General features: G+C 59.2%; 16 protein-coding genes and 1 tRNA gene. 7 read left to right on the top strand and 10 right to left on the bottom strand.

What is annotated here, in order from left to right:
• Positions 1-34: 34 nt before the first annotated feature.
• Complete coding sequence (locus EOL43_RS08335; protein WP_133487440.1) at positions 35-355, bottom strand: hypothetical protein; 321 nt, start codon at positions 353-355, stop codon at positions 35-37.
• 86 nt (positions 356-441) lie between these two features.
• Positions 442-1,164: a 1-(5-phosphoribosyl)-5-[(5-phosphoribosylamino)methylideneamino]imidazole-4-carboxamide isomerase gene (hisA, locus tag EOL43_RS08330; protein ID WP_133487438.1), complete on the bottom strand. Its 723-nt coding sequence runs from the start codon at positions 1,162-1,164 to the stop codon at positions 442-444.
• Positions 1,165-1,303: 139 nt separating this feature from the next.
• Between hisA and EOL43_RS08325 the strand changes: the two genes are divergently transcribed.
• The gene (locus tag EOL43_RS08325; protein ID WP_133487436.1) at positions 1,304-1,687 is read left to right on the top strand and encodes a DUF2147 domain-containing protein; all 384 of its coding nucleotides are present in this window, start codon (positions 1,304-1,306) and stop codon (positions 1,685-1,687) included.
• Positions 1,688-1,737: 50 nt separating this feature from the next.
• Here EOL43_RS08325 and hisH read toward each other — a convergent pair whose 3' ends face one another.
• From hisH to EOL43_RS08305, 4 genes are all read right to left on the bottom strand, one after another.
• The gene (hisH, locus tag EOL43_RS08320; RefSeq protein ID WP_133487434.1) at positions 1,738-2,376 is read right to left on the bottom strand and encodes an imidazole glycerol phosphate synthase subunit HisH; all 639 of its coding nucleotides are present in this window, start codon (positions 2,374-2,376) and stop codon (positions 1,738-1,740) included.
• Between the two features lie 24 nt (positions 2,377-2,400).
• Positions 2,401-2,988: an imidazoleglycerol-phosphate dehydratase HisB gene (hisB, locus tag EOL43_RS08315; protein ID WP_133487432.1), complete on the bottom strand. Its 588-nt coding sequence runs from the start codon at positions 2,986-2,988 to the stop codon at positions 2,401-2,403.
• A gap of 144 nt (positions 2,989-3,132) precedes the next feature.
• The gene (locus EOL43_RS08310) at positions 3,133-3,849 is read right to left on the bottom strand and encodes a hypothetical protein (RefSeq protein WP_133487430.1); all 717 of its coding nucleotides are present in this window, start codon (positions 3,847-3,849) and stop codon (positions 3,133-3,135) included.
• A gap of 129 nt (positions 3,850-3,978) precedes the next feature.
• The gene (locus EOL43_RS08305) at positions 3,979-4,920 is read right to left on the bottom strand and encodes a LysR family transcriptional regulator (RefSeq protein WP_133487428.1); all 942 of its coding nucleotides are present in this window, start codon (positions 4,918-4,920) and stop codon (positions 3,979-3,981) included.
• A 65-nt stretch (positions 4,921-4,985) separates the two neighbouring features.
• On the opposite strand from EOL43_RS08305, the gene EOL43_RS08300 reads away from it, so the two are divergent.
• Positions 4,986-5,450 carry a helix-turn-helix domain-containing protein gene (locus EOL43_RS08300; protein ID WP_240686500.1) on the top strand — a complete coding sequence of 155 codons (465 nt, stop codon included), beginning with the start codon at positions 4,986-4,988 and terminating at the stop codon, positions 5,448-5,450.
• Positions 5,451-5,620: 170 nt separating this feature from the next.
• Here the strand turns inward: EOL43_RS08300 and EOL43_RS08295 are convergent.
• The 4 genes from EOL43_RS08295 to tldD all read right to left on the bottom strand — a co-directional run bounded on the left by EOL43_RS08295 (position 5,621) and on the right by tldD (position 12,569).
• A tRNA-Gly gene (locus EOL43_RS08295) sits at positions 5,621-5,695 on the bottom strand.
• Positions 5,696-6,275: 580 nt separating this feature from the next.
• A complete protein-coding gene (locus EOL43_RS08290) occupies positions 6,276-9,716 on the bottom strand; it encodes a pyruvate carboxylase (protein ID WP_133487426.1) in 3,441 nt (1,146 codons plus the stop codon).
• Positions 9,717-9,853: 137 nt separating this feature from the next.
• A complete protein-coding gene (gene dprA / locus EOL43_RS08285) occupies positions 9,854-11,035 on the bottom strand; it encodes a DNA-processing protein DprA (RefSeq protein WP_133487424.1) in 1,182 nt (393 codons plus the stop codon).
• Between the two features lie 109 nt (positions 11,036-11,144).
• Positions 11,145-12,569 carry a metalloprotease TldD gene (gene tldD, locus EOL43_RS08280; protein WP_133487422.1) on the bottom strand — a complete coding sequence of 475 codons (1,425 nt, stop codon included), beginning with the start codon at positions 12,567-12,569 and terminating at the stop codon, positions 11,145-11,147.
• Positions 12,570-12,775: 206 nt separating this feature from the next.
• Here tldD and coxB point away from each other — a divergent pair, with 206 nt between their 5' ends.
• The 5 genes from coxB to EOL43_RS08260 all read left to right on the top strand — a co-directional run bounded on the left by coxB (position 12,776) and on the right by EOL43_RS08260 (position 16,232).
• Complete coding sequence (coxB, locus tag EOL43_RS08275) at positions 12,776-13,636, top strand: cytochrome c oxidase subunit II (RefSeq protein WP_133487420.1); 861 nt, start codon at positions 12,776-12,778, stop codon at positions 13,634-13,636.
• Positions 13,637-13,726: 90 nt separating this feature from the next.
• Positions 13,727-14,671, top strand: coding sequence for a heme o synthase (gene cyoE, locus EOL43_RS08270; protein ID WP_133487418.1), 945 nt, complete (start codon positions 13,727-13,729; stop codon positions 14,669-14,671).
• Positions 14,671-14,832 carry a hypothetical protein gene (locus tag EOL43_RS15345; RefSeq protein ID WP_166636218.1) on the top strand — a complete coding sequence of 54 codons (162 nt, stop codon included), beginning with the start codon at positions 14,671-14,673 and terminating at the stop codon, positions 14,830-14,832. The genes cyoE and EOL43_RS15345 overlap by 1 nt, the downstream gene beginning before the upstream one ends.
• Positions 14,829-15,404: a cytochrome c oxidase assembly protein gene (locus EOL43_RS08265; RefSeq protein WP_133487416.1), complete on the top strand. Its 576-nt coding sequence runs from the start codon at positions 14,829-14,831 to the stop codon at positions 15,402-15,404. Before EOL43_RS15345 ends, EOL43_RS08265 begins: the two co-directional genes overlap by 4 nt.
• Positions 15,405-15,431: 27 nt before the next feature.
• Positions 15,432-16,232 carry a cytochrome c oxidase subunit 3 gene (locus EOL43_RS08260; RefSeq protein WP_133487414.1) on the top strand — a complete coding sequence of 267 codons (801 nt, stop codon included), beginning with the start codon at positions 15,432-15,434 and terminating at the stop codon, positions 16,230-16,232.
• Positions 16,233-16,236 lie beyond the last annotated feature (4 nt).

The following is a 16,236-nucleotide window of genomic DNA, read 5'->3' as shown; positions in this document are numbered from 1 at the left end:
CCGGAAACGCGGTCAATCTCAATGGGAAATGGGATCAGTCCACAGGATGGCGATGTCCCAGCCGGCGCCACCAGATACCTCCGGCAACCAGTATCGGCAGCGTGAAGATCCCATACATACCCGACATTACAAACATGGTCGGGATCATTACCGCAGGGTGGTTAATATCGCTGCAATACGCGGGGCCATTGTCAAAACCGCACAGAGAGATGACCCCCAGTACAAGCCCAAGCAGAAGAAGCACGATCGGAAAGGCGCCAATTATCATCAACGCAAAAGCGAGGCGGCGTTTGATGCGCCATTTCGTAGCCGGGGAAATCCCCTTGCGGGCAAGCGGATCGGTGGGTTGGGTCATGGCACGATTTTAGAGCAAATTGGCCTAAGTGACCTTGATTGATCGCAAGCCCGGGTAAGAGTGTCTTGTGTATACTGGCCGGTTCGTCACCCTTTCAGGACGTCCAGCGCCTCTTTCAAATCAATCGCGCCGTCATAGAGCGCGCGGCCCGAGATGGCGCCGTTCAGGGACGCACCGCAGGATTTCAGTGCGCGTAGATCGTCCAGCGAGCTGACGCCGCCAGAGGCGATCACGGGGATCGAAACTGCGCGGGCCAGATCAGCCGTCGCTTCGGTGTTCGGGCCTTGCATCGCGCCGTCGCGGTTGATGTCGGTATAGATGATGGCGCAGACGCCTGCGTCCTCAAACGACTTGGCAAGATCGGTGACCATGACGTCGGTTTCCTCGGCCCAGCCTTTGGTGGCGACGCGGCCGTCACGGGCGTCGATGCCGACGGCGACCTTGCCGGGGAACGCGCGGGCGGCTTCGCGGACCAGATCGGGGTTTTCTACGGCGACGGTGCCAAGGATCACGCGGCTCAGGCCCTTGTCGATCCAGCGTTCGATGGTGGCCATGTCACGGATGCCGCCACCCAGCTGGGCGGGGACGTCGATGGCACCCAAGATGGCCTCGACAGCGGCCCCGTTCACCGGCTCGCCTGCAAACGCGCCGTTCAGGTCAACCAGATGGATCCACTCGCAGCCAGCGTCTTGGAACGCGCGCGCCTGAGCCGCCGGGTTGTCATTGAACACGGTTGCTTCTTCCATCTCGCCGCGCAGCAAGCGCACGCATTGGCCGTCTTTCAGGTCGATGGCAGGATAGAGGATCATGGCAGGTGCTCCGTTAAGCTGTCGGTTGCGCTGCTTTTTGCACGGACCACGCGGAAAGCCAAGCGCGACCTCCCGCCACGTCATACTTGCCACAGCGCTGCCGGGGGCGGCAGGATATCCGCAAAACAGGGAGGATCCTATGAAACGAGTGATTGCAGCAGTGGCGCTTGCGGTTGGGCTGGCCGGACCGGCCGTGGCTGAACCGGTGCTGGGTGTGTGGAAAACGCAGGTGGATGACGGGGCCTATGCGCATGTCACCTTCTCGCAATGTGGGGCGGCGTTGTGTGGTGTGATCTCGCGCACGTTCAATGCGTCGGGCGAATACCAGTCCGAGAATATCGGCAAGCAGCTGGTCTGGGATATGAATGCAAATGGCAGCGGTAAGTATTCCGGTGGCAAGATTTGGCAGCCCTCGACTGGTAAGGTTTATAAGTCGAAGATGACGCTGTCGGGGACGACCTTGAAAGTGGCGGGCTGTGTGGGGCCGATCTGCAAGAAGCAGACATGGACCAAGGTTCAGTAACCGCTGGGACTTTAAACTATAAGGGCGCCCGATGCGGCGCCCTTTCTTGTTTACGGTGTCCAGGTCAGGAAGTTCGCAATCATCCGCAGCCCTGCGGCTTGGCTTTTTTCCGGATGGAACTGCATGCCGATCATGTTGTCCCGCCCTACGATGGCGGTGATGTCGCCTGCATAGTCACAATGGGCCAGACGCTCGTCCGGGTTGTCCACGACGAAGTGATACGAGTGCACGAAATAGGCGTGGTCGCCGGTTTTTACGCCGTCCAGTACCGGGTGGTCGCTGTCGATCACCAGATCGTTCCAGCCCATATGCGGCACCTTCAGCGCCGGGTCAGCCGGGGTGATCTTGCGCACATGGCCTTTGATCCAGTCAAAGCCGTCCGTGTCTTGGTATTCGTGGCTGACCGTCGCCAGCATTTGCATGCCGACGCAGATGCCCATGAAGGGGCGGCCTTGGGTGATCACGGCCTCTTCTAGCGCTTCATAGATACCGCGGTGGTCGGACAGCTGTTGACGGCAGGCCGGGAAGGCGCCGTCACCGGGCAGGACCAGACGGTCAGCGCGAGAGACGTCCTCGGGCTTGGTGGATACGATCACGTCGCCGGCGTTCGTTTCGGCCGCCATGCGCTGAAACGCTTTTTCGGCCGAGTGCAGGTTGCCGCTGTCATAGTCGATGATCACGGTCAGCATAATAGGTCTCCGGTCAGGTGCGCGTCAGAGCGCACCCTTGGTCGAGGGGATGGCGTCCGCCTTGCGCGGATCGGTTTCAACAGCGATGCGCAGCGCGCGGGCCACAGCCTTGAACGCGGCTTCGGCCACGTGGTGGGCGTTGAAGCCGTGGATCTGGTCGATATGCAGCGTGATGCCGCCGTGGGTCGCCAGTGCCTGAAAGAACTCGCGCACCAGTTCGGTGTCAAACGTGCCGATTTTGGGCGCGGCGAACTCGACATTCCAAATCAGAAATGGGCGGGCCGACAGATCCAGAGCCGCACGCACCTGCGCGTCATCCATCGGCAGGTGGCATTCGCCATAGCGCCGGATGCCCTTCTTGTCGCCAAGCGCTGCGACCAGCGCTTGCCCAATCGCAATGCCGGTGTCTTCGACCGTGTGGTGATCGTCGATATGCAGATCCCCTTCGGCGCGGATCGTCATGTCGATCAGCGAGTGGCGCGACAGCTGATCCAGCATGTGATCAAAGAAGCCCACGCCGGTCTGGTTGTCATACTGACCGGTCCCGTCGAGGTTCAGCTCGACCGAGATTGCGGTTTCAGCGGTTTTGCGAGTGATCGTAGCGCGCCGCATGGCATGTCCTTTTATTACCTGCGCCCCTTATAGGGGGGCGGGGCGGCGGCGAAAAGACAGCAAACGGAACGAAAAGGGGCGCTGTGGTCTGCGCGCCCCAAATCCGGTCAGATGCACCGGACGGGAAATCCCGTCCGCGCGTGTTTATGCCGCCTGAGACATCACGAACTCGCGCGGGCAGATTTCCATCAGGAAGTTCAGGTCTTCGCGGGACATATAGGTCAGGAAGCCGCGAATCACTGTATTCAACTCGCGCGTGTGTAATTCCAGCGCGCCGGGTTCACAGTGCATATATCCTTCGCGCTCGGCGAGGCCACGGAAGGCGTGATGTTGGGCCATGAAACCGAACACATGATCGGGCGACCAGCGCAGCAGACTGGTGGCCAGCGCGAATCGCGCCAAAATGCCGGGAAGCCCGGTGCCGCGATAGCGGTCGCTGCTTTCGACCCACAGGTCTCCGTGATAGCAAATCCGGCCGGTAATCCGCTTTGCACCGGGGCCCGCGCGATAGATGCTGCGGCTCATGTCCAGAGTGTATCCAGGTGGTGCAAACCTTTGAAAATTCTCGCTAAGATAGTCTGACAGGTAAGTGTCAGACATGTCGATCATGCGCATCGCCTGCGAGTGCATCATCTTCCCCTCGTTGTCCCAGCCCGCGATCCAGAATCCTGTGTCCTCGGTCAGTTTCTGGACCTTAGGGTCGAACGCCAAACCTAGGGGAAGCTTGGTCCGGTGTTCAGCGATATAGCTCGCGTAAAGGTCGAAATCTGTCCCGATTTCGATCATCACACCCTTCTCTGCAATGATGTCCAGCATGCGCGTAATGTACTGCGCCCCGGCGAATGTATCGTGAATGGTCATCTGAACCTCTTTTTTTAGTGGTTATGACCAAGTTTCGCGCGTTCACCATGATTTGTCGAATGAACGCGTCACTGTTGAAAACTGTCAACAATATGGCGCGAAATAGACACAGCGTTCGAAGTGCAGGTATCAGAAAGGTGGTTTTACATCCATCGCCAGCTCTGGCGGCATCGCCAGACGCATGTCGTCGGGAAGGTCCAGGATCTGGACGTTCAGAGTGCGGTCAATCAACGTCGCCAATGCCAGATCGCCGTCCGCATATCGACAGGCCATGACAAGTCGGTGATACGAGATTGGCGTCGGCGTATCCTCTGGCCCATAGGGCATGTGGGTATGAATATGATCAAGTCTGACGCTGCGCGTGCTGGCCACATCGTGGAAGGACTGCGTGAGCAGATAGCTGTACCCTTTGTCAGTGGGCAGGTTGACGGCGCTGCGGCCAACGGCAGACCTGTACTTTTCCCACCCAAACCACGTCGCAAATGACGATTTCTCGCCCACTTCAGTACAAATCCAATCTCCGTTTTGCTGGTTGTATCTGAAGACCATCAAATAAGGACGCAAGTTGGCGAAATCTGGGCTTTCCAACTCGCCCTCGGACTGCGCCCAGCAGTGAAATCCAAATTTCAAAAGGTCCGAGGAGTTGTCCCACAAAGCGGTCAAAGGATGCTGTTGCAGGAAGTAGGGAATCTTCCCTGCCTCAAGGGCCAAGTAGTGCAACCCATGCACGTGTCTGCTTTCGTTATTCAGCCACGCTTCGCCCCGTGCCAAAAGCTCTTCGGCCTCTTTCAAGGCATTCTCGCCGGTCTTGGTCAGCTTGTATTGCCGGTTGTCGAACGAGAACAGCGGATTGCCCATATACTCTTCAAGATGGGCGATGTGCCGTCGGACTGTTTGACGGGTGCTTCCAAGATTCTTGACTGTTTTGGAAAGGTTCAAGGTTTGCGCCAATGAGGCGAAAGACCTCAACATCTCGTAGAGCAGTGCAGGTGCATCGCGATGGGTCATCTCTGCTCCTTTGGCTGTAAACGGATTGTGCACGCGGGTGAAACACTTCACCGCACCTGCCAAACGGGCGATCGCAAAACCCTTGTAAAAAAGGGCCTAACTAGGTTTGGTAACATAAATCATACATCATGCAATCAAAAATGTTACATGATTGTTCATCCCTCACCAGTTGGGTTTCATATCGTTTGATGCCATTCTCCCTTAGCGGGAAACAATTATGTGGTGAAAAAATGGTACATCCGGTAGATGTTCATGTGGGAAAGAAAATTCGCGAAGTGCGCCTGCTGCGTGGCATGACGCAAGTTAATGTAGCCGAGAAACTGGGACTATCGTTCCAGCAGCTACAAAAATACGAAACCGGCTATAACCGGGTATCGGCCAGCAAGATGTTCGAGATCGCTCAGCTTCTTGATGTTGAACCAGCTTACTTCTTCGAAGGATTGCCGCGTGCGGGTGTGCCGCAACGCGAAGCACTGGACGAGCGGACCGCCAAAGCGGCTCAGGCTCTGTCCTCGATCACGGATGAGAAAATCCGTGCGCAGATCCAGTCGATGATTCACGAGCTTGCCGGGCGCCAATCTTTAAGCGCCTGAAACCCATCGTCCTCTGAGGGGAAGGATGAACTGGGGTAAAGGGGACGCGCATTGCGCGTCCCCTTCGTTTTTGGAAACGCCAATGCGATGCGCTGAATGCGTGCAGCCAGACGCACGTGATGTGCGTGTCTGGCAGATATCCATCAATTTTCGGGATTTGGTCCATNNNTTGGAGCGGGCGAGGCGATTCGAACGCCCGACCCTAACCTTGGCAAGGTTATGCTCTACCCCTGAGCTACGCCCGCTTCCTTCGGTGAGGCGTGAAATAAGAAATACGGGCGCGGGCTGCAAGAGGAAAAGCGCGAAATCTCAGTTTTTTTTGCCGCGAAGCGGGATGTGCGGGGGTGCGTCATAGCACACACAAAGATTTGACCTAAAAAACGCACGATTCTTACTTATATAATAAAGAAGAAGGAGCGTGGGGCTCAGAATCATCCTGGGGAGGGTGTGTTTTGAAACTAGAAGCTTGCAATTATCAGAGGGTGGTCACCGAGCGTGAACGCCGTGAAGCGCTGTCGCTGAGGCAGTGCGAATGCTGTGGTGTGACGTCTGCTGAATTGGCAGCACGCGGAGAAAGCCTAGAAGTCTGTGGTGACGAATATATGGCCTGTCTGGGGGGCGGTGAGCGTGTTCTGACGCCCGTCGCTTTGTGCCCAACCTGTCACGAGGCCAACCACCGTGACGCGCATAACCATCACAATCATTGTCAGATCAAGGCGCGGCAAAGCCGCGAGAGTGCTTTTTAGGCTGACGCCTAATTCTCTGCTGCCAAATGAAAAACGGCCGCCTGATGGGCGGCCGTTTTCGTGTTCATGTCCGTAGCTGTCACTCCAGCTCGACCAGTAGGTCCTTCGCATCAATCTGACCGCCGGCCTGAACGTGCAGGGCAGTGACCACCGCGTCGCGTTCGGCGTGGATGCCGGTTTCCATCTTCATCGCTTCGATGGTCAGAAGCAGATCGCCTTCTTTCACCTGCTGACCAGCCGCCACGGCGACCGAGGCCACAACGCCCGGCATCGGGGCGCCTACGTGGTTGTGGTTGCCATCCTCGGCCTTTGGGCGGGCTTGGGTCGACGACTTCACAAGACGGTTCGGCACGCGGATGGTGCGCGGTTGGCCGTTCAATTCAAAGAACACCTTCACTTCGCCGTTCTCGTCGGTTTCACCCAAGGCTTGCAGACGGATTTCCAACGTCTTGCCCGGATCGATCTCGGCCGAGATCTCTTCGCCCGGCTCCATGCCATAGAAGAAAGTCTTGGTTGGCAGGGTACGCACCGGGCCGTATTGGCGGTGGCGGCCCATGTAGTCCAGGAAGACCTTGGGATACATCAGGTAGCCGTTCAGATCCTCGTCATCCACTTTAAAGCCTTCCAGCTCTTTCGACAGTTCTGCGCGCGTGGCTTCAAGGTCTACAGGCTCCAGATGCTTGCCGGGACGCTCCAGATTTGGCTTCTCGTCCTTCAGAACCTTCTTGATGATGCTGTTCGGGAAGCCGCCGGGCGGTTGACCCAGATTGCCGCGCATCATGTCGACCACCGAATCCGGGAAGGCCACGTCAGTCTTGGGATCCTCGACCTCGTCGCGGGTCAGACCTTGGCTGACCATCATCAGGGCCATGTCGCCGACAACTTTGGACGACGGCGTCACTTTCACGATGTCGCCAAACATCTGGTTCACATCCGCATAGCTTTGCGCCACGTCCGGCCATTTCTCTTCCAGACCAAGCGAGCGCGCTTGCGCCTTCAGGTTGGTGAACTGGCCACCGGGCATCTCGTGCAGGTAAACCTCGGATGCAGGTGCCTCCAACCCGCTTTCGAAAGCGGCATATTGGTGGCGTACGCCTTCCCAATAGTTCGAGATCTCACGGATCGCACCAATGTCCAGCCCGGTGTCGCGGTCGGTGTTGCGCAGGGCCTCAACGACCGAGCCCAGACAGGCTTGCGATGTGCCGCCACTGAACGCGTCCATCGCCGCGTCCACTGCGTCCACGCCCGCATCGGCAGCAGACAGGATGGTCGCACCTGCAATGCCCGAGGTGTCGTGCGTGTGGAAGTGGATCGGCAGGCCGACTTCTTCCTTCAGCGCTTTCACCAGCACGCGGGCTGCGGCGGGTTTCAGCAGACCTGCCATGTCTTTCAGACCCAGAACATGGGCACCTGCGGCCTCCAGCTCTTTCGCCATGCCGACATAGTACTTCAGGTCATATTTCGAGCGATCCGGGTTCAGGATGTCGCCGGTATAGCAGACCGTGCCTTCGCAGACCTTGCCAGCTTCGACCACGGCATCCATCGCGACGCGCATGTTTTCGACCCAGTTGAGCGAGTCGAACACGCGGAACACGTCGACACCCGATTCAGCTGCCTGACGCACGAATTCTTGCACGACGTTGTCCGGGTAGTTGGTGTATCCCACCCCGTTCGAGGCGCGCAGCAGCATTTGCGTCATCACGTTCGGCATCGCGTTGCGCAGGTCGCGCAGGCGCTGCCACGGGCATTCCTGCAAGAAGCGGTACGCAACATCGAAGGTCGCGCCGCCCCAGCATTCGACCGAGAATAGCTGCGGCAGGTTTGCGGCGTATGCGGGGGCCACCTTGATCATATCGATCGAGCGCATGCGGGTTGCCAGAAGCGACTGGTGTCCGTCACGCATCGTGGTGTCGGTGATCAGAAGCTGTTTCTGCGCCTTCATCCAATCGGCAACCGCCTGCGGACCTTCGGCCTCAAGCAGGGTGCGGGTGCCAGCAGCCGGATCCGCGCGCAGAGCAGGGGGCTTCGGCGCCTTCAGATCGGCGGGCGGGGCCGGGCGATCTGCGGTTTCCGGGTGCCCGTTCACGGTGATGTCCGCAATATAGGTCAGAACCTTGGTGCCGCGGTCACGACGTTTCGAGAACTTGAACAGCTCTGGCGTCTCGTCGATGAACTTGGTGGTGTACTGGTTGTTCAGGAAGGTCGGGTGCTTCAGCAGGTTCTCGACAAACGCAATGTTGGTCGACACACCGCGCACACGGAACTCACGCAGGGCGCGGTCCATACGGGCGATCGCCTTTTCGGGCGTCTGTGCCCAGGCCGTCACCTTGGTCAGTAGCGAATCGTAGTAACGCGTGATGACACCGCCTGCATAGGCCGTGCCGCCATCCAGACGGATGCCCATGCCGGTGGCCGAGCGATAGGCCGTGATACGGCCATAATCCGGGATGAAGTTGTTCTGCGGATCTTCCGTGGTCACACGGGTTTGTAGCGCGTGGCCGTTCAGACGGATGTCATACTGGCTGGCTTTGCCGGTGGCCTCGGCCAGCGATTTGCCTTCGGCGATCAGGATCTGCGCCTGCACGATGTCGATGCCGGTGACTTCCTCGGTCACGGTGTGCTCGACCTGCACGCGGGGGTTTACCTCGATGAAGTAGAACTTGCCCGATTCCATATCCATCAGGAATTCGACCGTGCCCGCGCATTCATAGTTCACGTGGTTACAGATCTTGCGGCCAAGCTCGCACAGCTCTTCCCGCTGGGCTTCCGACAGGTACGGCGCGGGCGCGCGTTCGACCACTTTCTGGTTGCGGCGCTGGACCGAGCAGTCACGCTCATAGAGGTGATAGATATTGCCGTGGCTGTCGCCCAGGATCTGCACCTCGACGTGACGGGCGCGGGTGATCATCTTTTCCAGATAGCCCTCGCCGTTGCCAAAGGCGGCTTCCGCTTCGCGGCGGCCTTCCAGAACTTTTTCTTCAACCTCGCCCTCGCCAAAGATCGGGCGCATGCCGCGTCCGCCGCCGCCCCAGCTGGCTTTCAGCATCAGGGGATAGCCGATCTCGGCCGCTTCCGACTTGATAGCCTCCATGTCATCACCCAGCACTTCGGTGGCCGGAATGACCGGAACACCGGCTGCAATCGCAACCTTACGGGCCGAGGCCTTGTCGCCCAGTGCGCGCATGGTTTCCGCTTTGGGGCCGATGAAGGTGATGCCGTTGGCCGCACAGGCATCTACGAAGTCGGGGTTTTCCGACAAAAGGCCATAGCCCGGGTGGATCGCATCCGCGCCGCTTTCCTTGGCCACCCGGATGATTTCGTCAATCGACAGGTAAGCCGCCACGGGCCCCATACCTTCGCCGATCCGGTATGCTTCGTCCGCCTTAAAGCGGTGCAGGCCCAGCTTGTCCTCTTCGGCATAGACCGCAACGGTCTTTTTGCCCATCTCGTTCGCCGCCCGCATCACGCGGATTGCAATCTCGCCGCGGTTGGCGATCAGGATTTTCTGAAAGTCGCGCATCAGTGGTCCCCTTGTCCCGTTCGTGGAATTGCAGGAGTCGTAGGGCGTGCCGCATTGCAGCGCAATAGTTTTTGTAACGATTGGGTAAGGTTTAGCGCTAAATTGGTAAAAAGATATTACCAATCTTCCAAATAGGCTTATGAGGGCTTCGACAGAAGCCCCCCTGCTTGGCGCGTGATGCGTCCCTCAAGCTCGAGATTCACCAATTCCGGCAGAATCTGTTGCGAGCCCAGACCGTGTGATTGACCGATGTCGCGGATCAACTGATCCTCGGCCAAGGGGCAAGATCCCAGTCTGGACAGAATCTGACCGTGTAGTTTGGCGGTTTCCGCCAATGTCCTTTTATCGCGGGTTCCGGCCTTGGATGTGGCAGCAGAAGCGTCATTTACGCGTGATTTCGCGTCAGTCGACGCCGGTGATTCCGCCGGACCTATTGCCTCGATCACATCGGCCGCGTTGCGCACCAGTGCCGCGCCGTCCCGGATCAGCATGTTGCAGCCATAGGCGCGGGCGTCGAACGGGTGGCCCGGTACAGCCAGCACATCGCGCCCTTGATCCAGCGCGTTGCGGGCGGTCAGAAGCGACCCGGATTTCGCTGCGGCTTCGACCACGACCACAGCACGCGCCAGTCCCGAGATCAGCCTGTTGCGGCGCGGGAAGTGCCGCGCTTGTGGGGTGACACCCGGCGGCATTTCCGAGATCCTCAGCCCGTCGCGGGCGATGTCCTCGGCCAGATCGGTGTTTTCTTTTGGATAGATGACGTCCACACCGCCAGCCATCACGGCGATGGTCTTGCCGGATTTCAGGGCGGCTTCGTGGGCGACCGTATCAATCCCACGCGCGAGGCCCGAAATGACGGTGAACCCCGCTTCGCCCAGTTCAGTCGCCAGTTTGCGGGCCATGCGCGTCCCGATCGAGGACGCATTGCGCGCGCCGATCAACGCGATAATGGGGCTGTGCAACAGGGTGATGTCGCCCATCGCCCAGAAAAACGGGGGCGGGTCCGAGATTTCGGACAATAGCGCCGGATAGGCGTCACTGCCCCAACAGATCATCTTGGCGCCAGCCATCTGCGCCCGACGGTATTCGTCTTCGGCAACGTCTTCAGGGCAGGAGGTATAATCCTTCACGCCCGCGGCCTTCGCGACCTCGGGCAGGGCGTCCAGCGCGGCCTCTGCCGAGCCATGTTCGCCCAGAAGCCTGAAAAAGGTTGAGACGCCGACGCGGCGCGAGCGCAAAAGACGGATCCACAAGACGGCCTCATCCTCTGTCCTGGGTGAGGGAATGGGGTGAAGAGGTTGGAAAAGGTCCTTGGTCATACGTGATTCCGTCTTTTGCCGGATCAGCATGCAGGGAAATTGGTTAACGGCGGGTGAATCGCCATAGAATAGGGTGTCCACCCGCGTTTGGACTGGGAAAAAAAGACCTTTAGGCTGCCGAACCCCCGACCGTCAGACCGCCAATCAACAAAGACGGCTGCCCGACCCCAACAGGGACCGATTGCCCGGCCTTGCCGCAGGTGCCGACGCCGGGATCCAGAGCCATGTCATTCCCAATCGCGCGGATTTGTTTCATCGCTTGGGGACCGTCACCGATCAGGGTGGCGCCTTTCACGGGCGCACCAACCTTGCCGCCTTCGACGCGGTAGGCCTCGGTGCAGCTGAACACGAATTTGCCGTTGGTGATGTCGACCTGACCGCCACCGAAGCCGACCGCATAGATGCCGTCTTTCAGCTCGCCCAACACCTCTTCTGGCGTGGCGGTGCCGCCCTCCATAATGGTGTTGGTCATGCGGGGCATGGGCGCATGCGCATAGCTTTGGCGACGTCCGTTGCCAGTGGCGGGCACACCCATCAGGCGGGCGTTCTGGCGGTCTTGCATATAGCCGACCAACACACCGTCTTCGATCAGGGTGGTCCGGCCCGAGGGCGTGCCTTCGTCATCCACGCTGATCGAACCGCGGCGGTCGGGCAGGGTGCCATCATCCACGACGGTGACGCCTTTTGCCGCAACCTGTTGGCCCACAAGGCCGGAGAAGGCCGAGGTGCCCTTGCGGTTGAAGTCACCCTCCAACCCGTGGCCCACCGCCTCGTGCAGCAGAATGCCGGGCCAACCGTTGCCCAGAACCACGTCCATCACACCCGCAGGCGCAGGCACCGCGTCGAGGTTTACCAAGGCAATCCGCAACGCCTCGCGCGCGGTGCTTTGCCAGTGTTGCGGGTCCATCAGGCCGGTCAGTCCGGCACGTCCGCCGCCGCCTGCCGAACCGCTTTCGCGTCGCCCGTCTTTTTCAACAATCACAGACACGTTCAGCCGTGTCATCGGACGCGTGTCCGACACCAACTGACCGTCCGGGCGCAGGATATGCACCTCTTGCAGAGATGCCGCGATGGTGGCCGAGACCTGCACAACGCGCGAATCAAGGTCGCGGGTGAAGGCGTCGATCTCGCGCAGGGTTTCGACCTTCAGGCCAAAGCCCGCATCTGCCATCGGGTCGGCATCTGTATAGAGCTTGCGGTTGGTGCGGGCAGGGGCATCGGCCCATGTGCCGCCACCATCGCCCACCGCCAAGGCAACGGTCGAGGCCGCACGTTTCAACGCCGCCTCGCTGATCTCGGTCGAGTGGGCGTAGCCGGTGGTTTCGCCGTTCACAGCGCGCAGGCCAAAGCCCTCGGACGCGTCATAGCTGGCATTGCGCAGGCGGCCGTCGTCAAAGACCAAGGCCTCGGACCGCATCCGTTCCAGAAACAATTCGCCGTCATCGGCGCCTTGTGTGGTCTGCGCCAGAATCTTTTGGGCCTCATCCTGACCAATCAGGGTCTCGAACGGGCGAAATGCGGTGGTGTCGGTCATGGGGGGCCTTTAGTTTGCGCTAAACGCGACGTTGTTCGTTAACTTGCGAAGGTTTTTCCTTGTTCCCAGCTTTCTAATATGGTTTCACACCAATGAGAAACAAGGGATTCCCGCGCCCCGTGTGCGGGAGAGGCATGAGCGCGCAGCAGCTTGAACCGGAAATCACCGGTGTCGGGCCGCGCCGCATAGGGAAGAGAAAGACGAATATGATGCGTTTCAGCAGCCTTTTCGCCACTGCAACGGCTATGATGACGGCGGGTATCGCCTCGGCTCAGGAAAACCTCGAAGTGCTCGGTAAGCCGGTCGACGGTGCAATCGGGTTCCAACCTGCAGCAACCAACATCGCTGAAAATGCGCAGTGGCTGGACGGTCTGATCAACGTGATCATCATCGCCATCTCGCTGTTCGTGACCGCGCTGCTGCTGTGGGTGATCGTGCGCCACAACCGCCGCGCTAACCCCGAGCCCGCGACCTTCTCGCACAACACCCCGATTGAAATCGCATGGACCCTGATCCCCGTTGTGATCCTGGTCTTCATCGGCGCCTTCTCGCTGCCGGTTCTGTTCCAGCAGCAGGTCATCCCCAAAGGTGACGTTGTGATCAAGGTCACCGGGTACCAGTGGTACTGGGGTTACGAATATCCCGAGCACGAGTTCGGCTTCGACAGCTTCCTTCTGGATAAATCGGCCCTGGAAGACCACGGATACGAGCAGAGCGACTATCTGCTGGCCACCGACACCGCTGTTGTTGTGCCCACCGGCAAGAAAGTTGTGATGCAGGTGACTGCTGCTGACGTGATCCACTCGTGGACCATCCCGGCCTTTGGTGTAAAGCAGGACGCTGTTCCCGGTCGTCTGGCCGAGCTGTGGTTCGAAGTTGAGCCCGGCAAGGAAGGCATCTACTTCGGCCAGTGTTCGGAACTGTGCGGCAAGGACCACGCTTATATGCCGATCACTGTGAAAGCCGTGACCGAAGCCGAGTACGAAGCTTGGCTGAAAGGCGCGATCGAAGAATATGCAGGCGACGCGACCACCGCACCTGCCATTCAGGTCGCATCGGCAAACTGATCAGACGGAAGGGGGCGACCCCTTCCCACAAGCCGCCCTTCCGGGGGCGGTTTCTTACCAAAAAGACCCTAGCCAGAGCGCCAAAACATCATGACTGACGCCAGCATCCAGACCACCAAGACCGAAACCGGCGAGGCCGGGTTTGGCGATTATTTCGCGCTGTTGAAGCCGCGCGTTATGTCGCTGGTGGTGTTCACCGCCCTTGTTGGGCTGCTGGTCGCGCCGGTTGGTGTGAACCCCATCGTTGGTCTTGCCTCGATCCTGTTCATCGCCGTGGGCGGAGGCGCCTCGGGCGCTTTGAACATGTGGTGGGACGCGGATATCGACCGCAAGATGAAGCGCACCCTGACCCGTCCGATCCCATCGGGCAAGGTCGAGGAAGGCGAGGCGTTCGCCATCGGCATTACCCTGTCGGTCATGGCCGTTGTGATGCTGGGACTGGCTGCCAACCTGATGGCCGCAGCCCTGCTGGCCTTCACCATCTTCTTCTATGTCGTGATCTATACGATGTGGCTGAAACGCTGGACCCCGCAGAACATCGTGATCGGTGGCGCGGCGGGCGCGTTCCCTCCGATGATCGGCTGGGCTGTTGCCACGGGTGGGATCTCGATCGAAAGCGTTCTGATGTTCGCTTTGACCTTCGCATGGACTCCGCCCCATTTCTGGGCGCTGGCTCTGTTCACTAAGGGTGACTATGCCAATGCTGGCGTGCCTATGCTGACCGTGACCCACGGCCGCAAAGCCACCCGCAACCATATTCTTGGCTACACATTTGCACTGGCCGCTGTGGCCATCGCGTTGGGCCTGACCTCGGTCGGTGGTCCTACCTATATGGTGATCGCGCTGGTTCTGAACGCTATGTTCATCAAAGGCGCGTGGGATGTATTCCGCCGCACTGACGCGGACAGCGAAGCTGACAGCCACAAGGCTGAACGCGGTCTGTTCAAGCTGTCACTGGCCTACCTGTTCCTGCACTATGGTGCGCTGTTGGTTGAAGCTTCGCTGAAACCCTTCGGTCTGGGGGGCTGGGGCTAATGGTGATCAAAGCAGAACACGAAATGCACAAGCGCCGCTTTTCCCGCAATATCGGGTTGGGCCTTGTTCTGGTTGGCTTTGTTGCCCTTGTCTACGGCCTGACCGTGGCAAAAGTCGGAGAGCTGTATCAACCGGAAGCCGCGTCGGAGGCCAGCCAATGAGCTTGACGAAGCCTCAGAAAACCGCGGCAAAGGCCGTTGGCGTGGTCCTTCTGATGGGATCGCTCAGCTGGGCCTCGGTTCCGTTCTATGACTGGTTCTGCCGCGTGACCGGCTTTGGCGGTGTCACAGGTGTGGCTGAAACCGCATCCGACGTTGTGCTGGACCGCACCGTGCTGGTCCGCTTCGACGCCTCAAAAGAGCGCGGCATGCCGTGGGAGTTCAAGCCCGTCCAGCGCGAGATGGAGATCCGACTGGGTGAAACCGGTTTGGCCTTCTATGAAGCCTACAACCCGACCGACCGCCCCGTCGCCGGCACCGCCAGCTACAACGTGGCGCCCTTCGCTGCGGGTGGCTTTTTCACCAAGATTGACTGCTTCTGCTTTGAACAGCAGGTGCTGCAACCCGGAGAACGCGTGACCATGCCGGTCACCTTCTACGTGGACCCCGAATTGATCGAGGACGCTGAAGGCAAATACGTGAACGCGATCACGTTGTCCTACACGTTCCACGAAACCGAATTGCCGGAAGAGGTCGCTTCGCTAGACGCACCTCAGACGGTTGTGCAAAACTGACGCCAGAAGAACAGGGACTAGACGCTTATGGCACACGCAAAGAACCACGATTATCATATTCTGCCGCCTTCGGTGAACCCCTTCTTGGGTGCCGTTGCCGGCTTCGTCATGCTGTTTGGCGCCGTCCAGTGGATGGCAAACAGCTCGCCTTGGCTGTTCTTCATCGGTCTGGCCGGCGTCCTTTATGTCATGTTCGCCTGGTGGTCGGACGTTGTGCATGAAGGCGAAACCGGCGACCACACCTCGGTTGTGAAAATCGGCCTGCGCTATGGCGTGATCCTGTTCATCATGTCCGAAGTGATGTTCTTCGTTGCGTGGTTCTGGAGCTTCTTCAAGCACGCCATGTACCCGATGACCGAAGGCTCGCCGAAGATTGATGGTGTATGGCCGCCGGTTGGGATCGAGACGTTTGACCCCTGGCACCTGCCGCTGATCAACACCCTGATCCTGCTCTTGTCGGGCTGTGCCGTAACCTGGGCACACCACGCCATCGCTCATGAAAACAACCGTAAAGATCTGGTTTGGGGTCTGGCTCTGGCCGTGATCCTGGGTGTGATCTTCACCATCTTCCAGGCCTACGAATACAGCCACGCTGCCTTTGACTTCTCGGGCAACATCTATGGCGCCAACTTCTTTATGGCCACCGGCTTCCACGGCTTCCACGTGATCGTCGGCACCATCTTCCTGTTCATCTGCCTGCTGCGCGCGATGAAGGGTCACTTCACCCCGGAAAGCCACGTCGGCTTCGAGGCCGCCGCTTGGTACTGGCACTTCGTTGACGTTGTATGGCTGTTCCTGTTCGCCGCTGTCTACGTTTGGGGCGGTTGAACCT

This window comes from Aliiroseovarius marinus, from assembly GCF_004360145.1.
Taxonomy (GTDB): domain Bacteria; phylum Pseudomonadota; class Alphaproteobacteria; order Rhodobacterales; family Rhodobacteraceae; genus Aliiroseovarius; species Aliiroseovarius marinus.
The sequence above is the reverse complement of the archived record's forward strand: the minus strand, read 5'-3'. Positions and strand labels throughout refer to the sequence as shown.

Coding starts and splice junctions, on each gene's coding strand:
- EOL43_RS15345 (WP_166636218.1), top strand. CDS start 14,671: ATGGTGATCAAAGCAGAACACGAAATGCACAAGCGCCGCTTTTCCCGC.
- EOL43_RS08290 (WP_133487426.1), bottom strand. CDS start 9,716: ATGCGCGACTTTCAGAAAATCCTGATCGCCAACCGCGGCGAGATTGCA.
- coxB (WP_133487420.1), top strand. CDS start 12,776: ATGATGCGTTTCAGCAGCCTTTTCGCCACTGCAACGGCTATGATGACG.
- EOL43_RS08310 (WP_133487430.1), bottom strand. CDS start 3,849: ATGACCATTCACGATACATTCGCCGGGGCGCAGTACATTACGCGCATG.
- EOL43_RS08300 (WP_240686500.1), top strand. CDS start 4,986: ATGCAATCAAAAATGTTACATGATTGTTCATCCCTCACCAGTTGGGTT.
- EOL43_RS08265 (WP_133487416.1), top strand. CDS start 14,829: ATGAGCTTGACGAAGCCTCAGAAAACCGCGGCAAAGGCCGTTGGCGTG.
- cyoE (WP_133487418.1), top strand. CDS start 13,727: ATGACTGACGCCAGCATCCAGACCACCAAGACCGAAACCGGCGAGGCC.
- hisH (WP_133487434.1), bottom strand. CDS start 2,376: ATGCTGACCGTGATCATCGACTATGACAGCGGCAACCTGCACTCGGCC.
- tldD (WP_133487422.1), bottom strand. CDS start 12,569: ATGACCGACACCACCGCATTTCGCCCGTTCGAGACCCTGATTGGTCAG.
- EOL43_RS08260 (WP_133487414.1), top strand. CDS start 15,432: ATGGCACACGCAAAGAACCACGATTATCATATTCTGCCGCCTTCGGTG.
- dprA (WP_133487424.1), bottom strand. CDS start 11,035: ATGACCAAGGACCTTTTCCAACCTCTTCACCCCATTCCCTCACCCAGG.
- hisA (WP_133487438.1), bottom strand. CDS start 1,164: ATGATCCTCTATCCTGCCATCGACCTGAAAGACGGCCAATGCGTGCGC.
- EOL43_RS08325 (WP_133487436.1), top strand. CDS start 1,304: ATGAAACGAGTGATTGCAGCAGTGGCGCTTGCGGTTGGGCTGGCCGGA.
- EOL43_RS08335 (WP_133487440.1), bottom strand. CDS start 355: ATGACCCAACCCACCGATCCGCTTGCCCGCAAGGGGATTTCCCCGGCT.
- hisB (WP_133487432.1), bottom strand. CDS start 2,988: ATGCGGCGCGCTACGATCACTCGCAAAACCGCTGAAACCGCAATCTCG.